This is a genomic window from Pseudomonas sp. MF09150, from assembly GCF_059862355.1.
Genome location: NZ_JCBCUS010000007.1, coordinates 218,558 through 240,765, shown reverse-complemented (window position 1 = coordinate 240,765; position 22,208 = coordinate 218,558). Strand labels below are relative to the sequence as shown.

Sequence of the window (22,208 nt, the reverse complement as noted above, 5' to 3'; positions counted from 1 at the left end):
GATGAGCCCAGTTAAACCGGTCACAGGTCTGATTCTGTCTGGCGGTGGTGCCCGTGCGGCTTATCAAGTGGGGGTGCTGGCGGCGATTGCGGAGTTGCTGCCGGCGGGCGCCGCCAACCCCTTTCCGGTGATCGTCGGCACCTCGGCTGGCGCGATCAATGCGGTCAGCCTGGCCAGCGGTGCCATGGATTTTACTGCGGCCATCCAGCGTCTGACGGCGTTCTGGCAGAACTTTCGCAGCCACCAGGTGATGCGCAGCGACTGGCCCGGCGTGATCAGCCAGGCCAGTCGGTTCGTCGGCCATAGCCTGCTGGGCCTTGGTGCCCAGGTTCCCGTGGCATTGATCAACAGCTCGCCATTGCGCGATTTGCTCAATGATCAGTTGCACCTGTCGGGTATCCAGGAAGCCATTGAGCAAAACCAGTTGCACGCGGTGGCGGTGACGGCATTCGGCTACGAGTCGGGGCAGGCAGTGACCTTCTATCAGGGCGGCGGGGTGATTGATGCCTGGTTGCGCCATCGTCGTGTCGGCGTGCCTACGCGGATCACGGTGGAGCATTTGCTGGCCAGCTCGGCGATTCCGTTGCTGTTTGCGCCGGTCAAGATCGACCAGGAGTTTTTTGGCGACGGCGCCGTACGCCAGTCGGCCCCCATCAGCCCGGCGTTGCACCTGGGCGCACGGCGGGTGCTGGTGGTGGGCGTCAGCGGCAACCCGCGAGGCTCGGATGCTGCCGGGCCGCGCTCCTACACCGGGCAGCAGCCGACCCTGGCGCAGATCGGCGGGCACATGCTCAACAGCACCTTTATTGACAGTCTTGAAAGCGATATCGAACTGTTGCAACGGCTCAATCAGTTCGGCCGCCTGTTACCTCCGGAGTTCGTGGGCAATGGCCTGGGTGTGGCGCCGGTCGAGGTGCTGGTAATTGCCCCGAGCCAGCCGATCGACGAGATCGCCGCCCGTCACCGCCAGGAATTGCCGGCGCCTCTGAGGGTGTTCTTGCGTGGCCCGGGGGCCACCAAGACCAGCGGCGCCGGGGTGCTCAGCTATCTGTTGTTCGAGTCCGGATATTGCAGCGAACTGATCGAGCTGGGACGCAAGGACGCCTTGGCCAAGCGCGAGGAGTTGTCGCGCTTTCTCGGGTTGGCGGCCGCCTCTCCCGCGGGGTTGGCAGGAGAGGCAAACCCAGTCACTGGGGCGGGTAATCCCGGATGAACTGGCGGATCACGCTGGCAAAATTCTCATCGGCGGTAAACCCCAGGCTACGGGCGTAGCGGGCACTGAACTCTCCGGGCCATGAGCCGACAATCCGCTCGATGCTGGCATCCGGACGCAGCTCAATGCGTTGCGCCACCTCGTCGCCCGAGACCTCGCGCAAGGCGCCGATCATCTGCTCCACCGTCTGCGACAGGCCGGGCATGTTGATCACCCGGCCTTCAGTCAGGCGCTGCGCCGCCAGCTCATGGCCATGAATCAGGTTGGCAATGGCCTGGGCTGGCGACATCAGCCACAGTCGGGTCCTCAAAGGCACCGGGCAGACGCTGGCCAGGCCATTGAGCGGTTCGCGGATGATGCCGCTGGCAAAGCTTGACGCTGCCAGGTTCGGCTTGCCCGGGCGCACGACGATGGTCGGCATGCGCAGGCTGCGGCCATCGACGAAGCCGCGGCGACTGTAGTCGGCCAGCAGCAGGTCATTCATGGCTTTCTGGGTGCCGTAGGAACTTTGCGGCGCCCAGACCTGATCGTCGTCGACGACCTGGGGCAGTTGCCCGCCGAACACCGCCACCGAGCTGGTCATGACCCACTTCGGGCAGGTGCCCAATTGCCGCGCCCGCTCCAGCAGGCCCTGGGTGGCGCTGAAGTTGACGCGCATGCCCAGCTCGAAATCGCTTTCGGCCTGGCTCGAAACCACGGCCGCCAAATGGAAAATACTGTCGGTATCGGCGTCGATCAGGTTGGCCAGCACCTGTTCATCGGTGATGTCTCCGCCTTTGACCAGGACCCGAGGGTCCGTGATGCCTTGCACAGGTTCGCGGTCGAACGCGGTGATGCGGGTGATGGGCTGCAACTGGCCGTGGCGGTTGGTGAGCGAGCCGAGTTGCAGCAGGGCTTCGATCAGGCGCCGTCCGAGAAAGCCGGCCGCGCCGGTGACGAGAATATTCATGAGTGACTCCAACTATCAACGATTGACGAGTTTTCCGGGAATTCTGAAGACCAGCAGGGCACCGATGAACAATGCGCTGGCCATGACGTACATGCCGATCGTGGTGCTGTGGGTCAGGTCCTTGAGAAAGCCCATGAGGTAGGGCGAGACAAAGCCCGCGAGGTTGCCCCAGGAGTTGATCAGGGCAATGCCGGCTGCGGCTGCCGTGCCGCCGAGGAAGGCCGTCGGCAAACTCCAGAACAGTGGCAGCGTGCTGAAGGCACCCATGGCGCCCAGGGTCAGGCCGATCATCGACACCGTGAAATTGTCGCTCCAGGTCGCGGAGATCATCAGCCCGACACCGCCCAGCACGGCGGTCAACGCCAGGTGCCAGCGGCGTTCACGCAGACGGTCGGCGCTGCGCGAGATCAGGACCATGGTCAGCGCCGCAGCGGCATAGGGAATCGCGGTGAGCATGCCAACTTCGAATACATCGCTGACGCCCGCCTGGCGAATCAGCGACGGCAGCCAGAAACCCACGGTGTAGAAGCCGGCGATCATGCAGAAGTAGATCGCGGTCAGCAGCCAGATCCGCGGTTGGCGGAATACCTGGCGGACGCTGTGCACCTGATGGCCATCGGTCTCGGCTTCGATCCGGGTTTGCAGCAGAGTTTTCTGTTCGCGGGTCAGCCAGCGGGCATCGGCGATGCGGTCGCTGAGGCAGTAGATCACCAGGCCACCGACCAGGATCGACGGCAGCCCTTCGAGGAAGAACATCCATTGCCAGCCCGCGTAGCCATGCAAGCCGTTGAGGGCGGTCATGATCCAGCCGGACAAGGGCGCGCCGATCAGCCCCGAGAGCGGCACGGCGGTGGCGAACAGGGCGTACATCTTGCCGCGACGGCTGGAGGGGAACCAGTACGAGAGGTAGAGAATCACCCCTGGGTAAAACCCGGCCTCGGCGATGCCCAGCAAAAAGCGCATCACGTAGAACGAGGTCGGCGTGGTGACGAAGGCCATGCATGAGGAAATGATGCCCCAGCTGATCATGATGCGGGCGATCCACAGGCGGGCGCCGACCCGGTGCAGGATCAGGTTGCTGGGAATTTCCACGAGGAAGTAGGCAATGAAGAAGATCCCGGCCCCAAGGCCATAGACCGCTTCGGAGAATTGCAGGTCTTGCGACATCTGCAACTTGGCAAAACCGACGTTGACCCGGTCCAGGTAGGCCACCAGGTAACACAGCAACAGCAGGGGCAGGATGCGCCAGGCAACTTTGCGGTAGGCCACATCCTCGAGGGAGGCAGTGGGTGAGCGGGCAGCAGTTTGCGTCAGTGATTCAGGCATGTCTTTACCCATCCTAGTTTCTTGTTTTGGGTGATTTTGTTTTTATCGGACTCGCTGAGGTGTCTTAGATATCATAATACATCATACGAATTCAATGGTCGGCGACCGGACGCGACGGCTTAACGGAAATCCAGTACCGTTAGCCCATTTGAATACAGAGATACCCATGTCCAAGCCTGATAACTCTTCCCGCGTCGACTCCCTGGCGTCGCTCAAGGACTCGGCCAAGGGCACGCTGGCGGATCAGGTGACGGCCGCGCTCAAGGCGCATATCGCCAGCGGCGAGGCGCTGCCGGGCTCGCGCCTGCCGACTGAACCGGTGTTGTCCGAGCGTTTTGGTGTCAGCCGTACCGTGATTCGCGAGGCGATTTCGCGCCTGAAATCAGCCGGCCTGGTGGAGGTGCGCCAGGGCAGTGGCACGGTGGTCAGCGAGGGGGCCCATATCAAGGCCTTCACCATTGACCTGGATGTGCGCGGCTCGATCGAGGCGGTGCTGCGGGTCACCGAGTTGCGGCGCGGCATCGAAGGCGAGGCGGCAGCGCTGGCGGCGCAGCGGCATACCCAGGAACAGTTGCAGGCCATCCATCAGGCCTTGCTGGCCATCGATGCGGCCGAGCAGGCGGGCCTTGATGGAGTGGAGCAGGACCTGGCCTTTCACTTTTCGATTTCCCAGGCCACGGGCAACCCGCTGTATCCCTCGTTGCATGAATTCATTGCGCAGTTCATCAAGGAGGCGATCCGCATCACGCGCTCCAATGAAGAGCGGCGGCGGGATCTGGCGAGTACGGTGCGTACCGAGCATTTCGCCGTATATGCGGCCATTGCCGCAAGGGATGTGGAAGGCGCGCGGCAGGCGGCTCTGACCCATATCCATAACGCGGTCGAACGCCTGAAAAACGCCGATCCGGCCTTTTGGCAGAGCCCGGGATCGCGCAGTTCCTGAGCACCGGCTCGACGCGGCTTGCCTCAGGCACCGAGGCAAGCCGCACCATCCACGACCTTAGAAGTGGTACTTGACCAGTAGGCTGGCGGTGTCCTGGTTGGTTTCGAAGTTGCGCGAATCCTCGATCCCGTATTTGTTTTTCCAGTAGTCGTACTCGACACCGACGTACAACTGCTTCTCACCCCAGTTCAGCGCCTTGCCCAGGTCGTACTTGATCTGCGGGTTGAAGTGCAGGTTGGCGTGGTAGGTGCCACGGGCGTTCTTGTCGTTGTCCACCACCCAGTCCATGAAGCCGTCGATCAGGATGTTCGAGTCGCCCACTGGAATGGTGTAGGACCACACCGGCGTGATCTGCCAGACGTTGTCGCCCGGGCGGCTGCCTTCGGTGTGGCGCTGGTAGAAGTTGAGCTGGAAGTAGTCGAAGCCGGGGATCGCCAGGTCGAAGCCCGGGCCGATCAGGTATGACTCGTTATCGCCTTCACCAAACTCGTAAGTCAGTGCCAGCAGCACGTCCTTGATCGGGCCGAACTCCAGTTTCTGGTCGAATATCTTGCCGAACGACAGGCGTGGGCTGAACTCACCGTAGTACGTATCCGGGCCGACGTTGCCGTCTTCCTTGCCGTTGTAAAAGATGCGGTCGAGGAAGAAGAAGTTGTCGCCGTATTTCCAGCCATCGGCGTGTTCGAAAGTGACGGTCTGCTGGATTTGTGGATTGACTTCGAAGTTCTTGCCGTACAAGTAAGTCAGGCTGTTGTTTTGCCATTGCAACAGGTCGCCGGCCATGGCCTGGCCCCCGGCCAGCAAGGATCCTGCAAGCATCAGGCGTGTGCACGTATGTTTCATTCGGTTGCTCCCAAAGTTAAGTGGTCCGACGTTTTTTCAAATGGGCGCTCTGGTGTGGCGCCTTTTTAATTGCAGTAAAAGTCATCCATTCGGTCAGCTTTATTGCTGATAGCAAGAGCTGAGCCAATGCGCTTAAAAAGCAAAAAAACTCCCGCTCGGCTGTAGCGAAACAGTCGATTGAGAGTGGATTCGGCTTGAATTCAATGCGCCTTGATACTGTCCAGGGCCTGGGTAAGTTGGCTTTCTGGTCAGGTTTTAGATCCGGGCTTTTTTTTTCACCGGATATGCGCGGTCGCGGAGAATACTGGCTCCCGTGACCTGGCTCAAGTGCCCCGCAACAGCGCACTTGAAACAACTTTGGGGCATGTTTGGCCTGGCTTTGGACTGGGGTCCGCAAAGAGGGGGAGTCCTCACGTGGCCAATGCCGGGCATTTTGCGGCCCAGGCGCTGGCACAGCCCTCCAGGGCTGGTTGATGGCCACCGACGGTTCGGTGCTCGTCAGGCAGCGAGAGTGTGGAGCGCGCATCCTGTGGCCTCTGTTGTTTTTATTGTCAGGGCGTAGGGGGCCGGCGCCAGCCCCCGGGTGTCGACCGGGGTGGGCGTGCGGTGCAGCAGGTGAGTGGGGCGAGGCGCTGCTCGCCCGATTGGCGATCAGTGTGGGTGGGCGTGTCGGGCATTTTCGGCGGCGCGCTCATGGCCGCCGAGGATGTTGAACAACAGGTTTAGCGTCAGGGCGCTCAAGGTCGCCATGGCGATCCCGCTGTGGGTGATCGGACTCATCCATTGCGGCAGGTGGGCGAAGAACTCCGGACGTACCACCGGGATCAGGCCCATGCCGATACTCACCGCCACCAGCAACTGGTTACGGCGATCGGCGATGTCGGCCTCCTGGAGAATCTTGATGCCGGTGGCCGCCACCATGCCGAACATGGCGATGGCCGCACCGCCGAGCACCGCGGCTGGAATCGACGCCACCAGGAATGCCGCCTTGGGCAGCAGGCTGAGGACGATCAGCAAGCCGCCGGCGACGACGGTCACCGAACGGCAGCGCACGCCGGTCATTTGCACCAGGCCGATATTCTGGGCGAACGAGGAGTGGGTGAAGGTGTTGAAGAAACCGGCAAAAAATGACGCGCCGGCATCGCACAGCAAGCCACGGCGCAGCATGCGGGGCGTGACCTCTTGGCCGGTGATCTTGCCCAGGGCCAGAAACATCCCGGTGGATTCGACAAAAATGATCACCACCACCAGGCACATCGAAAGAATCGGTGCGAGGTGGAACTGCGGCATGCCGAAATGCAGCGGCGTGACGATCTGCAGCCAGGGCGCCTCGGCCATGCCGCTGAGATCGACCATGCCGATCAGCCCACACAGCACGTAGCCCAGGCCCATGCCGATCAGCACCGAGATATTGACCCAGAAGCCGCGCATGAACCGGTGAATCAGCAAGATGCTGCCCAGGACCAAGGCGGCGATAGCTAGGTAGATGGGGGAGCCGAACTGAGCGGCGTTGCTGCCGCCCCCGGCCCAGTTCACGGCCACCGGAAACAGCGACAGGCCAATGGAGGTAATGACCGTACCGGTGACCAGGGGTGGGAAAAAGCGCACCACCTTGGACATGAACGGCGCGATGAGCATGCCGAAGAAGCCGGCGGCGATAGTGGCACCGAAGATCCCCTGCATGCCGATACCGGGCATGCCGGCCATGGCCACCATGCTGCCGACGGCGGCGAAGCTGGCGCCCATCATCACCGGCATGCGGATGCCCATGGGGCCGATGCCGAGGGATTGAACAACAGTGGCAATGCCGGCCACCAGCAGGTCGGCATTGATCAGGAAGGCGATTTCTTCACGACTCAGGCCTGCGGCCTGTCCGATGATCAACGGCACCGCAATCGCACCTCCATACATCAGCAATACATGCTGCAAGCCAACCAGGATCAGTTGCAGCAGCGGCAGGCGCTGAATCGCAGGCGCGTCGGGGATGCGCGGTTCGGATAACTCGGACATGCAACACCTCAGGTCTTTTTTATTCTTGTGATTTAGCGGCTGTGTGGTTGCTCACAGCCTTGTGCAACAAAGGCTGCGGTACCGTTTCCGGTAGCGCAGCCTTTCTCGGCATTACTTAGTTGGTCTGCGCCCCCTGGTTGATCCAGGCACCGATCAGGTCACGTTCCTGCTGGGTCATCTGAGTGATGTTGCCCAGGGGCATGATCTGCGTGGTGATGGCCTGGGCCTGGATGCGTGCGGCCTGCTGGCGAATCTGCTCCGGTGTATCGAACATCACCCCGGCTGGCGCGGCACTGAACAGCGGGCTGGTGGGCTTGGCTGAATGGCAGACTGCGCAGCGTTCCTGGATCACGCTGTGCACCTTATCGAACGCGGGCCCGGCGCTGGACGCCTGGGTCGCGGCGGCTGGCGCGGCCGGTGCAGCGGGTTTGGCACCACCGCCCAGGGCGGTTTCCGGTAGGGGCTGGTAGTCGATCTGGCCCGCGGCCTTGGCCACTGGTGCGGCGGCGGGTGCGGTCGCCGGGCCGGTGACGTACGCCAGGCAAATCATGCCCAGGGCTGCCACGGGCAGGGTCCAGGCAAACTTGTGGCTGTTGTGGCGGGTGTTGAAGTAGTGACGTACCAGTACTGCCAATACCGCGATCCCGGCCAGGATCAGCCAGTTGTATGAGCTGCCGTAGGTGCTCGGGAAGTGGTTGCTGATCATGATGAACAGCACCGGCAGGGTGAAGTAGTTGTTGTGGCGCGAGCGCAGCAGGCCCTTGGCCGGCAGTGCCGGGTCGGGGGTGCGGTTTTCCGCGATGGCGGCGACCAGTGCGCGCTGGGCCGGCATGATGATGCGGAACACGTTCCCGACCATGATGGTGCCGATGATGGCGCCGACATGCAGGTACGCACCGCGACCGCTGAATACCTTGCTGAAGCCGTAGGCGGCTGCAATCAGCAGCACAAACAGGATCAGGCCGAGCAGGGCTGGGCGCTTGCCCAGGGCCGAGTCGCAGAGGAAGGAGTAGACGAACCAGCCGATGAACAGCGAGCCGATACCGATGGCCACGCCTTCAGGGCCGCTCAGGCCGCTGCCCGGTGCCAGCAGGTACAACGTGGGGTTGGAGTAGAACACCACGCACAGCAGCGCGATCCCCGACATCCAGGTGAAGTAGGCTTCCCATTTGAACCAGTGCAGGTTGTCCGGCATGGTCGGCGGGGCCAGTTTGTATTTTTCCAGGTGGTAGATACCGCCGCCGTGGATCGCCCACAGGTCGCCGGCCAGTCCATCCTTGGGGTTGACGCGGTTGAGGTTGTTTTCCAACCAGACGAAGTAGAACGATGCGCCGATCCAGGCCACGCCGGTGATCATGTGTACCCAACGCACGCTCAGGTTGAGCCATTCCAACAGATGTGCTTCCACAGTCTTTACCTCTCGCCTGTCACCCTTGGTGTCGGGTGATCAGACCTTCTCTTATTGGTGGGGGGCGAGGATCAAACGCTCATCCTCTTTGAAAAAATGCTCATCGCAGTTATTGCCTGTGCCACTGCGATCAACCACCAGGAAGTCATCCCGCTTTTCGATCGTCAGCACCGGGTGGTGCCAAACGCCGCGATGGTAATTAATGCCCTGCCTGCCATTACTGACAAAGGCGCGGACCAAGCCCGATACAGGTTCATCGCCAAGTGGCGCGACCACGATCAGAAAGGGGTTGCCGAGCAGCGGGATGAAAGCCTGGCTGCCCAGCGGGTGACGCTCCAGCATGCACACGGTCAGCGGCATGTCCTGCGCGTCGGCGCGGAAGATGCTGATGATCGCGTTGTCTTCCGGCGTAGCGGTTTCGACCGTCGCCAGTTTGTGAAAGCGCATGGTCGAACCGTTGTTGATCATGAAGTGGTCGCTGCCGTCGGTTTCAATCACGTCACCGAAGGGGGCGAAGGCTTCTTTGGTCAGGGGTTCGATCATCAGTGTGCGCATGGCTGTCTCTTATCCGGATTCTGTGTTGTTTGTTCTGCTGTTGTGGGGAGGAGGGAGCACGCTCCCTCTTCGCGGGGCACTGCTTATTTAGCGACCTTGCCCAAAATCCGCAGGCGGCTGACGCCACCGTCCGGGAAGATGTTCAGACGGATATGAGTGATTGGGCCCAGGGCCTTGATCTGCTCGGCGAAGGTGTGTTCGGCGTGCATTTCCAACTTCTGGCTCGGCAGCAGTTCGCGCCAGAACAGCGACTGGGTTTCGATCTGGCTGTCGGTGCCGCCTTTGACAAAGGCACCCTGGATCGAGCAGCTGTCCGGGTAGTTGCCCTTGAAGTGCAGGGTATCGACGACGATTTTCTCGACTTCGCCGGCATGGCCGAGGGCGACGATCACCCAGTCGTTGCCAGGGGTACGGCGACGTGCGGTTTCCCAGCCATCGCCCATGTTGATCCCGCGGCCCGGGTTGAGCAGGTTGCTGATACGGCCGAAGTGTTCATCGGAGCATGCCAGGGCGCGGCCACCGTTGAGGGCCGAGGCCAGGTCGACCTGTTCGTTGTCGCCAATCGCCGACCAGTCGCGGAACGGAATGCCGTACACCCGCAGGCGGGCCACGCCACCGTCCGGGTAGATATTGAAGCGCAGGTGGCTGAAGGCCTGGTCGTTGCTGATCTCGTGGTAGTGGTGGCTGTTGCCTTGCAGCTCGACGGCCGACAGCACTTCCACCCACTGGGTGTTTTCATTGGGCTCGCCGGAGGCCAGGAAGCAGGCTTCCAGGGAGGCCGAAGGCGGGAAGTTGCCGGTAAAGAATGAAGTGTCAATGTCCACGCCCTTGATCGAACCTGGCACGCCCAGGCGGATCACTGCGCTGTCGTAGCCTTCGAAGCGCTTGCGGCGCGACTCCCAGCCGTCCATCCACTTGCCGTTGTCATCGAAAACGCCCTCCTTCCATACGGCCGGGGTCGGCTGGAACATCCGGTTGGCATCGGCGAACCAGTCATCGGTCACCGAAATGATCTTGGTGCCCAGGCGGGCATCGGCCAGGTTGACGAACTTCTCGAAAGGTACGGCGTAAGCTTTCATTCTTCTTGTCTGCCTTTAATAAAGTGGCTGGGGATGCTTGCAGAGCCCTGGGAAACCGTTGCGTACGTGGTGATTTCTCGGGCTAAGGTCGCTATAGGGTCAGTAAACGGAACAGGGCGATCTTGTTGATCTCCGCCAGCGCGCATTTGAATTCGGTGTCCACCGAGTTGTGGATGCGCGTTTCGAACGCCGCGAGGATCTGATGCCGGTTGCTGCCTTTTACCGCCATGATGAAGGGAAACTTGAACTTGGCCTTGTAGGCATCGTTCAGCTCGGTGAAGCGAGAAAACTCTTCGGCCGTGCATTGGTGAATACCGGCGCCCGCTTGTTCGTTGGTGCTGGCTTCGGTCAGTTGGCCCTGGACGGCGGCACGGCCGGCCAGGTCCGGGTGAGCGTTGATCAGTGCCAGCTGGCTGGCATGATCGGCGCTCAACAGGATGTCGCTCATGCGCTGGTGCAGGGTTTCGATCTCGTCGATCGAAGCGTCCTGGCCCAGGTCGAAGGCCTTTTCGGCCACCCATGGCGAATGTTCGTAGATGTCGGCGAAGGCTTTGACGAATTCGTCACGGCTCAGGGTCGACGGTTTCAAGGTCTGGAACGCAGTCATTTGGCGGCTCCCTGGAAAGGGTGTACGTCATGCCAGTGACGGGCAATGTCTACGCGGCGGGTGAACCACACCTGGTCATGGCTCTTGGCGTACTCGATAAATCGCTTGAGGGCGGCCAGGCGCGCCGGGCGGCCGATCAGGCGGCAGTGCAAGCCGATAGAGAGCATCTTCGGTGCTTGCGCGCCCTCGGCATACAGGACGTCGAAGGCGTCTTTGAGGTACTCGAAAAAGTCATCGCCCTTGTTGAAACCCTGGACCTGGGTGAAGCGCATGTCGTTGGTATCGAGGGTGTAGGGGATCACCAGGTGCGGCTTGCCGGTAGGATTGTTCGGCTCCCAGTACGGCAGGTCATCGTCGTAGGTGTCGCAGTCATAGAGGAAGCCTCCTTCCTCCATCACCAGGCGCCGGGTATTGGGGCCGGTGCGGCCGGTGTACCAGCCCAGTGGGCGTTCACCGGTGATTTCGGTGAGGATGCGGATCGCTTCGAGCATGTGCTCGCGCTCCTGGGCCTCATCCATGTACTGGTAGTCGATCCAGCGGTAGCCATGGCTGCAGATCTCGTGGCCGGCATCGACCATGGCGTGGATCACATCCGGGTGGCGCTGGGCGGCCATGGCCACGGCGAAGATGGTCAGGGGGATGTCGAATTCCTTGAACAGCTTGAGAATCCGCCACACGCCGGCACGGCTGCCATACTCGTACAGCGACTCCATGCTCATGTTGCGTTCGCCCTGCAGCGGTTGTGCCGAAACCATTTCCGAGAGGAAGGCTTCCGACTCTTTATCGCCGTGCAGGATGTTGCGTTCGCCGCCTTCTTCGTAATTGAGCACGAAGGACAGGGCAATCCGGGCATTACCCGGCCAGTGAGGATGAGGTGGGTTGGAGCCGTAACCGATCAGGTCGCGTGGGTAGTCAGCGCTCACTGCAGTCTTCCTTCTTGTGCGTGATAACGGTGGCGTGGCGTGGCCTGAAAAAGAAAAGCCAGGCTGGCGTCACTGCGATGGAGTGATTGTATACAAAACTGTAATCACATTGTAAGCCTGAATTTTTGCATTTTTCATCGGTTACTGGCGCATTGTGATACTGCAAGAAACCTGCCTGACTGGTCAGCTAATCGACAATAAACCTTCTATTCCCATGGTGTGCCCGCCGGACGGTGGTTAAACGCTTTATGGCTGTCAGGTGACTTAATTTGTGATTTTTATTGTGTACAATTTTTTTGAAAAATGTCTTAATCAGTCGCTCGCCGCATTTTTTCAGGCCCTGAAAGGGTGCGGCCTCCTTATTAACTGACTCCGGGAGGCGCGAGGTCTGGGTGCTTGAAGCGCGCCAGCCACGCACAATCAATGGGACGTTTGACTACACACGTTTTGGATGCCGCACATGGCTGCCCTGGCAGCGCAATCAAGGTTGAACTGTACCGGGTCGAGGGAGCCCAGTTGGAGCTGGTCGCCAGCGCCCTGACCAACAGTGACGGCCGTTGCGATGCACCCTTGCTGCAAGGCGATGACTACCGTTCCGGGGTTTATCAATTGCAATTCCACGCCGGGGACTACTACCGCGCCCGTGGCGTTCAGCTACCTGAGCCGGCGTTCCTCGATGTTGTGGTGCTGCGCTTTGGTATCTCGGCCGAGCAGGACCATTACCACGTGCCACTGCTGATTTCGCCCTACAGCTATTCGACCTATAGAGGAAGCTAGGAGGCTCCCCCAAGAATCCTGCGCAAATAGCTTCTTTGGTCTTTCGCCCGCTCACACTGCGGGCTTTTTTTCGTCTGCTGAAAACCGTTGCCGGCAACCGCCCCCCGCAGGAGGCGGCTCGCCGATGTTGTCCTCAGCGGCTCAGCAGCGATGCCGCACCGGCGCCACTGAACAACCCGGCGCTGATGCGGTTGAACCAGCTCTGGCCCTTGCCGCTGCGCAGATAGCGCGCGGCACCGTGTGCGCCAAGGCCGTAGGCCAGCTTGCACAGCAGGTCGAGCACGGTCCAGGTGGCGATCATGATCAGCAGCTGTGGCAGGAACGGCTGCTCGGCACTGAGAAACTGCGGCAGGAAGGCGGCGAAGAACAGGATGTCCTTGGGATTGCTCGCCCCCAGGACGAATGCGCGCCCAAACAGTGCACGAAAGCGCGGAGTCGGTGCAGCCTCGGGCACATGGGCCCCCCGGGAAGGCTGCCGCGATTGTTGCCAGCTCTGCCAGGCGAGGTAGAACAGGTACAGCGCGCCGACGATTTTCAGGGCGCTGAACAGCTGTTCAGAGGCCAGCAGCAACGCACCCAGGCCCAGCGCCGAAGCGCTCAGCAGGCAGATCGAAGCAAACACCCCGCCGAGAAACGCCGGGTACGAACGGCGCAAGCCGTAGTTCAGGCTGTTGCTGATCATCAGCAAAGACAGGGGCCCCGGAATCAGGATTACCACCAGCGCCGCGCCGCTGAACAGCAGCCAGGTTTCCACACTCATCACTTTCCTCCCAATGCACAAAAGCCCCACCCGACGGGGTGAGGCGGTTAAAACCGGTGTCGCCTACAAGAAAATGAACTTGGCGATAAAGATCGCGCACAGCACGTACAGGCTGACGGAAATTTCCTTGTGCTTGCCGGTCCCGGCCTTCAGCACCACATAGGTGATAAAGCCCAGGGCGATGCCATCGGCCACCGAGAACGTCAGCGGCATCATGATTGCCGTGACGATCGCCGGAATGCTGTCCGTAGCCTCGTCCCAATTGATATGGGCCATGCCGCCCATCATCAGCATCGCCACGTAAATCAATGCGCCGGCGGTGGCATAAGCGGGAATCATGCCGGCCAGCGGTGCAAAGAACATGGCAGCGATAAATAGCACGCCGACGGTGACCGCGGTAAGACCAGTCCGACCACCTGCCGCGACCCCCGCGGCGCTTTCGACGTAGCTGGTTACCGGCGGCACCCCGACCATGGCCCCAAATACGCTGGACGCGCTGTCGGCCTTGAGAGCCCGGGAGAGGTTTTCGATCCGGCCATCGGCGTTGACCAGCCCAGCGCGTTGGGCCACGCCCATCAGGGTGCCGGCGGTGTCGAACATGTGCACAAACAGAAAGGCCAGGACCACGCTGATCATGCTGACGTTGAACACTCCGGCGATGTCCATCGCCATCCAGGTCGGGGCCAGGCTCGGCGGGGTCGAGAGAATGCCGTTGTAGTGCACCAGGTCCAGGCCCCAGCCGGCTGCGGTCACGGCGATGATGCTGATCAGGATCGCGCCGAACACCCGGTGGTAGCTGAGTACGGCGATCATCAGGAAGCAGATTGCTGCCAGCAATGGGCCGGGTTCGCGCAACGAACCGAGCTTGATCAGAGTGGCCGGGCTATCGACGACAATGCCTGCGGTTTTCAGGCCGATCAGCCCAAGGAACAAACCGACCCCGGCGCCCATGGCATAACGCAGGCTTACCGGAATGCTATTGAGCAGCCATTCACGCACCCGGGACAGGGTCAGGATCATGAACAGCACGCCCGAGATAAATACGGCGCCCAGTGCGGTTTCCCAGGTGTAACCCATGGTGCCGACCACGGTGTAGGTGAAAAACGCATTGAGGCCCATGCCCGGCGCCAGGCCCACCGGCCAGTTGGCGTACAACCCCATCAGCAGGCAACCGAGGGCGGCGGCGATGCAGGTCGCGACGAACGCCGCGCCATGGTCGATGCCGGCGTCGGCCATGATGTTGGGGTTGACGAAGATGATGTAGGCCATGGTGATAAAGGTCGTCAGGCCGGCAATCAACTCAGTCTTGACCGTGGTGCCATGCAACTTGAGTTTGAAGATGCGCTCCAGCCAGCCATGGCGCAGCGGCGGCGAGAGGTCGAGCGTAGGGGCTTCGGATTTGCGGCTTTCCACAGCGAGTACTCCTCAAGAGTTTTATTGTTATTTCCAGAACCGGACACGCGAAGGTGGGCAGCGGCTCTTTGAGGCAGGCAAGGCTGGCGGGTTTTGTTGACTGAAAGGTCAGGAACTCGCACGGAGCGAATTATGCGTTTGTATACAAAGAAAGCAAATAATGTTTTCTATATTGTATTCGAAAACTCCGGCGCAAAGGCTATATGCGCCAAAGGGTGACGCAAGGCCGCCAGGCGCGGCCTGTACCGGCAACCGTGCAATCGATTTTTTGGGGCCAGATCTGGCCTGGGGAGGGGATCAGCGGTTTTCGCCCAGCGCCTTGTTCACGGCCAGCCAACCATTCACGGCCGCCTCGCCGGCTTCGGCAAATGCGCGCTGCAGCAGTTTGACCTGCTCGCGGCGCAATGACTGCTCAAAGCGCACGCCGTCTTCGCTCAGTTCGAGCAGGCGTTTGCGCTTGTCGGCTTCGGACGCAACGCTGCTGACCAGGTGCATTTCCATTAATTGGCGCAATGGAATGTTCAGCGCCTGCTTGCTCACGCCCAGGGCGGCGAGCAGTTCTTTCACGCTCAGCCCCGGGTAGCGGGCGATAAAAAACACAATGCGCTGGTGCACCCGGCTCAGGCCTCGGCGTTCGAGCATTTCGTCGGCTTTGGCGGTGAACGCCTGGTAGCCGAAGAAAAACGCTTCCATGGCGTCTTGCTGAGTGGTTTGGTTTTTAAGGTCAAGCATATTGACGTATCTGTCCGGCTCGGCGTAATTTCGGTCAAGCAGTTTGACGTATTTCCTTCAGCCTTCGCTAGCGGTGATCCCCATGGCCTTCTCCGAACGTGTCTCTCGTCTTAAAAGCTCCCTGATCCGTGAAATCCTTGCCGCGGCCCAGCGCCCGGAAGTGATGTCGTTTGCTGGCGGGCTGCCGGCCGAAGTGATGCTGCCGAAGATCGAGTGGGACGACATGCCGCTTTCCATGGGCCAATACGGCATGAGCGAGGGCGAACCGCAGCTGCGTGAAATCCTCGCTGCCGAGGCCCGGGCCCTGGGTGTGCCGTGTGAGGCGAGCCAGGTGCTGGTGGTCAGTGGTTCCCAGCAGACCCTGGATCTGGCAGCCAAGCTGTACATCGACAAGGGCACCGAGATCATGCTCGAAGCGCCGACCTACCTGGCGGCGCTGCAGATCTTCCAGCTGTTTGGCGCTGACTGCATCACCGTGCCCCTGGAGGCCGACGGCCCGGATCTCGGGTTATTGCGTGCGCGCCTGGAACAACACCGGCCGGCGTTTATCTACCTGATCCCGACCTTCCAGAACCCGTCGGCGGTGCGCTACAGCGAAGCCAAGCGCGATGCGGTGGCGGCGTTGCTCGATGAATTCGGTGTGACCCTGATCGAAGACGAACCTTATCGCGAGCTGACCTTTGACGGCGGCAGCGCCACCCCCATCGTCAGTCGTTTGAAAAAGGCCAGCTGGATCTACACCGGCACGGTTTCCAAGACCTTGCTCCCCGGTTTACGTGTGGGTTACCTGATCGCCAGCCCGGACCTGTTCCCGCATCTGCTGCGGCTGAAACAGTCGGCCGACTTGCACACCAACCGTGTTGGCCAGTGGCAGGCGATGCAATGGCTTGGCAGCGAAAAATTCCAGCAGCACCTGCACGAGTTGCGAGCTTTTTACCGGGTGCGCCGCGATGCATTTCAGGCCGCACTGCAGACTCACTTCGCGGACCTGGCGGATTGGCAGGTGCCTCAGGGTGGACTGTTTTTCTGGCTGAGCTTGAAACAGCCCCTGGACACCCGCACCTTGCTCAAGCCGGCGCTGGAACAGGACGTGGCTTTTATGCCTGGCGAGCCGTTCTTTTCCGAGCCGGACCGCAATCCAGGTCATTTGCGGTTGAATTTCAGTCATATCGATCCAGCGCGGCTGGACGAAGGTCTCAAGCGGTTGGCCGCCGTAGTACGTCAAGCACAGGCTGCACAAGCAGCCTAAGGGGAGGGCCATGTACAAGGTTTACGGCGATTATCGTTCAGGCAACTGCTACAAGATCAAGCTGATGCTGCACCTGCTGGGGCTGCCCTATGCCTGGCAGGCGGTGGATATCCTCAATGGCGACACCCAGACCGAGGCCTTTCTGGCCAAGAACCCCAACGGCAAGATTCCGGTGCTGGAACTTGAAGACGGCACCTGCTTGTGGGAGTCCAACGCGATCCTAAACTTCCTGGCCGATGGCAGCCGGTTCTTGCCCAGCGAGCCGAGATTGCGCACCCAGGTCCTGCAATGGCAGTTTTTCGAACAATACAGTCACGAGCCTTACATCGCCGTGGCGCGTTTTATCCAGCTGTACCAGGGCTTGCCGGCAGAGCGGCAGCATGAATACGAAAAACTGCAAAAGCGCGGCTACAAGGCGCTGGACGTGATGGAACAGCAACTGAGCCGCACGCCCTACCTGGTGGGCGAGCAGTTCTCGATTGCCGATATTGCGTTGTATGCCTACACCCACGTGGCCGATGAGGGTGGATTCGACCTGGTTCGCTACCCGGCGATCCAGGCCTGGATCCAGCGGGTACAAAGCCAGCCGGGGTATATCGGGATGTTTGACTGAACCTGCGCGGCCGCCGGACCGGGGCTGAGCAGCCCCGGGGTTGGCGACCTCAAGCCGCCTGGAAGCGTTTGTCGAGGTAGTCGATGATCGCTTTGGATTCATACATCCAGGTGGTCTGGCCGTTTTCTTCGATGCGCAGGCACGGGACTTTGATCTTGCCGCCCTGTTCCAACAGGGTCTGGCGGTCCTGTTCGTTGTTTTTCGCATCACGCAGGGCCACCGGCACGTTCAGGCGGCGCAGGGTGCGGCGGGTTTTCACGCAGAACGGGCAGGCATGGAACTGGTACAGGGTCAGGTCCTTGGCGGCCTGATCGACCTGGGCCTGGGCGGCAGCAGGGCGCTGCTGCTTGCGCGGGCGGGTGATGAAGTCGATGAGGATGATGAGTTGGCCCAGGCCGACTCGGAGCGCTTTGACAATCACAATTACAGCCTCTTGCCCATGAATGAAGGGGCGGCAGCTTACCTGATTTTGCTCAGGCGAAAAAAAACCGGCGATGAACGCCGGTTTTTCTGTGTTCGGTATTACTTGATCAGGCTGAGAAACTCGCTGCGGGTAGCAGCGTTTTCGCGGAACTCACCGAGCATCACCGAGGTGATCATGGACGAGTTCTGTTTCTCGACACCGCGCATCATCATGCACATGTGCTTGGCCTCGATCACCACAGCCACGCCCAGGGCGCCCGTCACTTGCTGGACGGCGTCGGCGATCTGCCGGCTGAGGTTTTCCTGGATCTGCAGGCGGCGGGCATACATATCGACGATGCGCGCGACCTTCGACAGGCCTAGGACCTTGCCACTCGGAATGTAAGCGACGTGGGCCTTGCCGATGAAAGGCAGCAGGTGGTGTTCGCACAGCGAGTAAAGCTCGATGTCCTTGACCAGTACCATTTCGCTGTTGTCGGAGCTGAACAAGGCACCGTTGGTGACTTCTTCCAGCGTTTGTTCATAACCGCGGCAGAGGTACTGCATGGCTTTGGCGGCACGCTTGGGCGTGTCGAGCAGGCCCTCGCGGGAGACGTCCTCGCCCAGTTGGCCGAGGATCGCGGTGTAATTCTGTTCCAGGGACATGAAACTACCTGTGGGATTTTACGCAAAGGGCAAGGGTACGGTGGCGGACACGACGCTGCAAGCATGCAACATCGGCTTTATTCGTCGCGACCTTCCATCATGGTGCGTTTGAGCATGACGTAAACCGCTCCGGCACCGCCATGCCTGGCCTGGCACGAGGTGAAGCCAAGCACTTGCGAATGCTGGCGCAACCAGGTGTTGACGTGGCTTTTGATCATCGGCCGCTTGCCGTCCAGGCGCACCGCCTTGCCGTGGGTTACGCGCACGCAACGGATTTCGAATTTGGTGGCTTCGGCGAGAAAGGCCCACAGGGTTTCCCGGGCTTTTTCCACGGTCATGCCGTGCAGGTCGAGGCTGCCTTCGAACGGGATCTGGCCAACCTTCAGCTTGCGCATCTGGCTTTCCTGAACCCCGTCGCGGGCCCACATCAACTCGTCTTCCGGACCCACGTCGATAACGAACTGGTCGGACAGGCCATCCACAGTCGTGGCGTCGTTGCGCACGGTCGCGGCCTGGCGCAATGTCGCAATCTGCGCCCGGTCGGACTTGGGTTTGCCGGTATCGGCGCGATCATGCTTGATCGGCTTGACGCCGCGGATCTCGCTTTTGAACAGGGAAAAATCGTCGTCTTGCATGTCAGCCTCCGCGAAGGGCGGCTAGTTTACCCAACTCGACGCCAGCGGCGCGACAAAACACGGGCGCGTCGAGTCAGTCATGTTTTTTCATCAGGTGCGGGGCGATGTTCAGCGTTTGCGGTTGGCGCATGCGGCGCCGGCAGCGACGCCAGAGCCAGACACCGGCGTACAGCAACAACAGGCCCACCACCAGAATCACCGCCGAGCCCGCTGGGCTCGCATTCAACTCGCCGAGTGCCGGAGGGCGTCCGAGCAGGCTGGCAGCGCCGGCCATTGCCAGCAGCACACCGAAGGTCGCCAGCAATGCAGAGAATGCCGCGCCCAAGCGCAATCGCCAGTTTCGCGGGCCTTTGGGCCGTAGTCGGCGTGCGTCAAAACCATCGGATATCTTCATTCCGACCTTCCTCAATGGGTATCGGCCCTTCGACCGGGAGATGCGCGGGTTGTTCCTGAGGCTAAGGCAATTGCCGCCAATGACAGGTTATTACGGATGAGCGGCCCACCAGCCGCTCATCTGGGGAGGGGATCAAATCAGATCTTTGGTCTGCGCCAGGGTGGCGAAGTTGTCGGCCATGATTGCCATTTCGGTCTGCTGCACGGTTTCGGCGCTGAGGATACCGCCCTTGTAGGGCAGGTCGCGGGTGGCGCAGGCGTCCTCGACTAACGTGCAGCGAAAGCCCAGGTTCTTGGCCGCGCGCACGGTGGTGCTGACGCTGGAGTGGCTCATGAAGCCGGCGACGATCAGGTCGAGCGAGCCGAGGTCCTGCAGGCGTTTTTCCAGGTCGGTGCCATGGAAGGCGCTGGGCAGCAGCTTGCCGATGATGGTTTCGTCACCTTGGGGCTCTAGACCCGGGATGAACTCGCCCCGTTCGCCTTGCGGGTCGAACAGGCCGCCGACGGTGCCGAGGTGACGCACATGCACCACTGGCCGGCCGGCTGCGCGGGCAGCGGCCACCAGTTGCTGGATGTTGGCGACGGCCGCCGCCATGCCGGACAGCGCCAGCGGGCCGTTCAAATATTCTTTCTGGGCGTCGATGATCACCAGGGTCGCGTGGCTCAGATTGGCCGCTGCATAACCACGACCGCTGAGTTGAAACATCGTCTTTGGAACAGACATTCTGGGGCTCCTGTGAGTGGGGCTTTTGCGTCATTGTCCTCTGGCAGAGCGCTTCTGTGAATCGCTACTAACGTAAGGTGCGCCGTTGTTGGCTTACAGCCGTGTCAAGGGCCGTGTGCAATGGCGTCCGACGACGAAAAACGGCTCCGGTGCCGGGTTTTTTCAAGCGTCGTCGGGGAGCGTTTAGGCTGCTAGAATTGCCAGTCGTTTTTTCAGGAGTCTGCCCGTGATCACTTCCCGCCTGCGCACCTTGCGCGACCACATCCGCTGGGCTGTCAGCCGTTTTCATGGGGAGGATCTTTTTTTCGGCCATGGGACCGACAATGCCTGGGATGAAGCCCGCCAGTTGGTACTGGGAGCCCTACATCTGCCGTGGGAAATCGCCGACAGTTATCTGGATTGCGCGCTGGAGGACGATGAGCTGGTCAACCTGCAACGGCTGCTCAAGCGTCGGATCGAAGAGCGCATCCCCACCGCCTACCTGTTGGGCGAGGCCTGGTTCTGTGGCTTGTCGTTCATTGTCGACGAGCGTGTGCTGATCCCGCGTTCGCCGATTGGCGAGCTGATCGAAAAACGCTTTGCGCCCTGGTTGGGCAGCGAGCCAGCGCGGATTCTCGATCTGTGCACCGGGTCCGGCTGCATCGGTATTGCCTGTGCCTACGAATTCCAGAGTGCCGAAGTGGTACTCGCCGACCTGTCGTTCGAAGCCCTTGAAGTAGCCAATCAGAACATCGAGCGCCATGGCGTCGATGAACGTGTATTCACCGTGCAGGGCGACGGGTTTGACGGGTTGCCGGGGCAGCGGTTCGACTTGATCGTGTCCAACCCGCCCTATGTCGACGCCGAAGATTTTGCCGACATGCCCGATGAGTATCAGCACGAACCGGAGCTGGGCCTGGCCTGTGGTGAAGACGGCTTGAACCTGGTGCGACGCATGCTGGCCGAGGCCGGCGAGCACCTGACCGAGAAGGGCTTGCTGATCGTCGAGGTCGGTAACAGCCAGGTGCATGTCGAGGCGCTGTACCCGGAAGTCGACTTCGCCTGGCTCGACTTCGCGCGTGGCGGCCATGGCGTGTTCATGCTGACTGCCGAGCAGTGCCGAGCGCATCAGGGGCTGTTCGCCTCCCGCGTCTGAGGCATGAAAAAGCCCGCTCGATGGCGGGCTTTTACGTGACAGCACGGATATTCAGCGGTGGGTGGCGATCCAGATCAGCAGCCCGGCCTGGAACACCGCAAAGGCCACCAGGCAACTGATGGTAAAGCGCAGCCCGGTGTCTTCGCGTTTGTACTTGCTGACCTTTTCGTCCTGCTTGCGCAGTTTGCCTTCCAGCTCTTCGAGGTTCTGTTCGGCTTGCTGGAGCATCTGCGCGGCTTCGAGGATTTCCACGAACTGCAGCTTCTCAGTGTTCCACTTGTCCAGCAGCTCACCGACCTGCACCGCCTTCACGCTGCCCTTCAAGTGCTGGGCATCGGCGTAGACCACATCAAAGCCCTGGGTGCGCAGCACGTGGTCGCGGCGCAGGCGCGTGTCTTCGTTCAGCGCATCCTTGTTTGCCAGGTCAAAGCCTTCGATCCGATAGTGCGACCACTTCTTCTGCGCCCAAATCGCCGCCTGGGCCAGTAGGAAGCGGCCGATGCCGCGGTTTGCCGGTTCGATCTGCAAACCGCTTTCCGGCTGGAACGTGACGCTGTGGGTGGCATGGTCGACCCACAAATCCAGATGATTCTGTTCCTTGCGTACCCGTTGCCCGGGCAACGAAATACTCATGCGCAACAAGCTGTGCTCTTTGTTACTGCGCTCGGCATAACCGAACTCCACAAAACGCAAAGGCCGCCCACCGGTGGCGCGATCAGTCTGCAGCGGTGCCAGGCGGAGCATCTTATGGTGCTCGGCATGCACATCCGCCCACGGCCGCTCGACCGCCTCCGGGGCGGGTTTGTCGAGTTCGGTGTCGGTTGAATTCGGGGTTTCAGTCATAACGGCGAGG

24 protein-coding genes are annotated in these 22,208 nt (G+C 60.9%); 6 read left to right on the top strand and 18 right to left on the bottom strand.

The annotated features are described in order from the left end of the window. The first annotated feature begins 1 nt into the window (after window position 1). Window positions 2-1,213 (top strand): patatin-like phospholipase family protein, encoded by a 1,212-nt coding sequence (locus AC19YX_RS24765; RefSeq protein WP_500607240.1) that lies wholly within the window; start codon window positions 2-4, stop codon window positions 1,211-1,213. Here AC19YX_RS24765 and denD read toward each other — a convergent pair. Continuing rightward, the gene (denD, locus tag AC19YX_RS24760) at window positions 1,188-2,162 is read right to left on the bottom strand and encodes a D-erythronate dehydrogenase (protein WP_500607239.1); all 975 of its coding nucleotides are present in this window, start codon (window positions 2,160-2,162) and stop codon (window positions 1,188-1,190) included. The two genes, AC19YX_RS24765 and denD, sit on opposite strands and share 26 nt — an antisense overlap. 15 nt (window positions 2,163-2,177) lie before the next feature. After that, entirely contained in the window at window positions 2,178-3,488 is a 1,311-nt protein-coding gene (locus AC19YX_RS24755) for an MFS transporter (RefSeq protein ID WP_043228745.1), read from the bottom strand. 166 nt (window positions 3,489-3,654) lie between these two features. Between AC19YX_RS24755 and AC19YX_RS24750 the strand changes: the two genes are divergently transcribed. Next, window positions 3,655-4,431, top strand: coding sequence for a FadR/GntR family transcriptional regulator (locus tag AC19YX_RS24750; protein WP_207202255.1), 777 nt, complete (start codon window positions 3,655-3,657; stop codon window positions 4,429-4,431). Window positions 4,432-4,488: 57 nt separating this feature from the next. On the opposite strand, the gene AC19YX_RS24745 is transcribed toward AC19YX_RS24750, so the two are convergent. The 7 genes from AC19YX_RS24745 to puuE form a co-directional block, all read right to left on the bottom strand. Continuing rightward, complete coding sequence (locus tag AC19YX_RS24745; protein ID WP_078470746.1) at window positions 4,489-5,274, bottom strand: outer membrane protein OmpK; 786 nt, start codon at window positions 5,272-5,274, stop codon at window positions 4,489-4,491. A 651-nt stretch (window positions 5,275-5,925) separates the two neighbouring features. Continuing rightward, window positions 5,926-7,284, bottom strand: coding sequence for a nucleobase:cation symporter-2 family protein (locus AC19YX_RS24740; protein ID WP_500607238.1), 1,359 nt, complete (start codon window positions 7,282-7,284; stop codon window positions 5,926-5,928). Between the two features lie 115 nt (window positions 7,285-7,399). Next, on the bottom strand, window positions 7,400-8,692 hold the full coding sequence (locus AC19YX_RS24735; protein WP_421548464.1) for a urate hydroxylase PuuD: 1,293 nt from the start codon (window positions 8,690-8,692) through the stop codon (window positions 7,400-7,402). Window positions 8,693-8,743: 51 nt separating this feature from the next. Beyond that, window positions 8,744-9,247, bottom strand: coding sequence for an ureidoglycolate lyase (locus AC19YX_RS24730; protein WP_020299583.1), 504 nt, complete (start codon window positions 9,245-9,247; stop codon window positions 8,744-8,746). An 83-nt stretch (window positions 9,248-9,330) separates the two neighbouring features. Then, complete coding sequence (gene alc / locus AC19YX_RS24725) at window positions 9,331-10,326, bottom strand: allantoicase (RefSeq protein WP_020299584.1); 996 nt, start codon at window positions 10,324-10,326, stop codon at window positions 9,331-9,333. A 91-nt stretch (window positions 10,327-10,417) separates the two neighbouring features. Continuing rightward, a complete protein-coding gene (uraD, locus tag AC19YX_RS24720) occupies window positions 10,418-10,933 on the bottom strand; it encodes a 2-oxo-4-hydroxy-4-carboxy-5-ureidoimidazoline decarboxylase (RefSeq protein WP_078470743.1) in 516 nt (171 codons plus the stop codon). Next, entirely contained in the window at window positions 10,930-11,856 is a 927-nt protein-coding gene (gene puuE / locus AC19YX_RS24715; protein WP_078470742.1) for an allantoinase PuuE, read from the bottom strand. The genes uraD and puuE overlap by 4 nt, the downstream gene beginning before the upstream one ends. Window positions 11,857-12,279: 423 nt before the next feature. Here puuE and uraH point away from each other — a divergent pair, with 423 nt between their 5' ends. Continuing rightward, window positions 12,280-12,633 carry a hydroxyisourate hydrolase gene (gene uraH, locus AC19YX_RS24710; RefSeq protein ID WP_078470741.1) on the top strand — a complete coding sequence of 118 codons (354 nt, stop codon included), beginning with the start codon at window positions 12,280-12,282 and terminating at the stop codon, window positions 12,631-12,633. A 133-nt stretch (window positions 12,634-12,766) separates the two neighbouring features. On the opposite strand, the gene AC19YX_RS24705 is transcribed toward uraH, so the two are convergent. The 3 genes from AC19YX_RS24705 to AC19YX_RS24695 all read right to left on the bottom strand — a co-directional run bounded on the left by AC19YX_RS24705 (window position 12,767) and on the right by AC19YX_RS24695 (window position 15,538). Further along, window positions 12,767-13,393 carry a LysE family translocator gene (locus AC19YX_RS24705; RefSeq protein ID WP_078470740.1) on the bottom strand — a complete coding sequence of 209 codons (627 nt, stop codon included), beginning with the start codon at window positions 13,391-13,393 and terminating at the stop codon, window positions 12,767-12,769. 63 nt (window positions 13,394-13,456) lie between these two features. Continuing rightward, complete coding sequence (locus AC19YX_RS24700) at window positions 13,457-14,806, bottom strand: NCS2 family permease (RefSeq protein WP_020299589.1); 1,350 nt, start codon at window positions 14,804-14,806, stop codon at window positions 13,457-13,459. Window positions 14,807-15,103: 297 nt separating this feature from the next. Continuing rightward, window positions 15,104-15,538 (bottom strand): MarR family winged helix-turn-helix transcriptional regulator, encoded by a 435-nt coding sequence (locus AC19YX_RS24695; protein ID WP_201131939.1) that lies wholly within the window; start codon window positions 15,536-15,538, stop codon window positions 15,104-15,106. A gap of 82 nt (window positions 15,539-15,620) precedes the next feature. On the opposite strand from AC19YX_RS24695, the gene AC19YX_RS24690 reads away from it, so the two are divergent. Both AC19YX_RS24690 and AC19YX_RS24685 read left to right on the top strand, forming a co-directional pair. Next, window positions 15,621-16,787, top strand: coding sequence for an aminotransferase-like domain-containing protein (locus AC19YX_RS24690; protein ID WP_500607237.1), 1,167 nt, complete (start codon window positions 15,621-15,623; stop codon window positions 16,785-16,787). 10 nt (window positions 16,788-16,797) lie between these two features. Further along, window positions 16,798-17,400, top strand: a complete 603-nt coding sequence (locus tag AC19YX_RS24685; protein WP_078470737.1) for a glutathione S-transferase family protein — start codon at window positions 16,798-16,800, stop codon at window positions 17,398-17,400. A 49-nt stretch (window positions 17,401-17,449) separates the two neighbouring features. Here AC19YX_RS24685 and AC19YX_RS24680 read toward each other — a convergent pair whose 3' ends face one another. The 5 genes from AC19YX_RS24680 to AC19YX_RS24660 all read right to left on the bottom strand — a co-directional run bounded on the left by AC19YX_RS24680 (window position 17,450) and on the right by AC19YX_RS24660 (window position 20,220). Further along, window positions 17,450-17,821, bottom strand: coding sequence for a glutathione S-transferase N-terminal domain-containing protein (locus tag AC19YX_RS24680; protein ID WP_500607236.1), 372 nt, complete (start codon window positions 17,819-17,821; stop codon window positions 17,450-17,452). Between the two features lie 101 nt (window positions 17,822-17,922). After that, window positions 17,923-18,468, bottom strand: a complete 546-nt coding sequence (gene folE / locus AC19YX_RS24675) for a GTP cyclohydrolase I FolE (RefSeq protein WP_003204506.1) — start codon at window positions 18,466-18,468, stop codon at window positions 17,923-17,925. Window positions 18,469-18,545: 77 nt separating this feature from the next. Beyond that, window positions 18,546-19,103: a Smr/MutS family protein gene (locus AC19YX_RS24670; RefSeq protein WP_020299594.1), complete on the bottom strand. Its 558-nt coding sequence runs from the start codon at window positions 19,101-19,103 to the stop codon at window positions 18,546-18,548. A gap of 73 nt (window positions 19,104-19,176) precedes the next feature. Next, window positions 19,177-19,497, bottom strand: a complete 321-nt coding sequence (locus AC19YX_RS24665) for a hypothetical protein (RefSeq protein ID WP_043230410.1) — start codon at window positions 19,495-19,497, stop codon at window positions 19,177-19,179. A gap of 132 nt (window positions 19,498-19,629) precedes the next feature. Then, window positions 19,630-20,220: a cysteine hydrolase family protein gene (locus tag AC19YX_RS24660; RefSeq protein ID WP_078470736.1), complete on the bottom strand. Its 591-nt coding sequence runs from the start codon at window positions 20,218-20,220 to the stop codon at window positions 19,630-19,632. 226 nt (window positions 20,221-20,446) lie between these two features. Here AC19YX_RS24660 and prmB point away from each other — a divergent pair, with 226 nt between their 5' ends. Continuing rightward, window positions 20,447-21,355 carry a 50S ribosomal protein L3 N(5)-glutamine methyltransferase gene (prmB, locus tag AC19YX_RS24655; protein ID WP_078470735.1) on the top strand — a complete coding sequence of 303 codons (909 nt, stop codon included), beginning with the start codon at window positions 20,447-20,449 and terminating at the stop codon, window positions 21,353-21,355. A gap of 51 nt (window positions 21,356-21,406) precedes the next feature. Here the strand turns inward: prmB and AC19YX_RS24650 are convergent, their stop codons facing one another. Next, on the bottom strand, window positions 21,407-22,198 hold the full coding sequence (locus AC19YX_RS24650; protein ID WP_078470734.1) for a hypothetical protein: 792 nt from the start codon (window positions 22,196-22,198) through the stop codon (window positions 21,407-21,409). Window positions 22,199-22,208 lie beyond the last annotated feature (10 nt).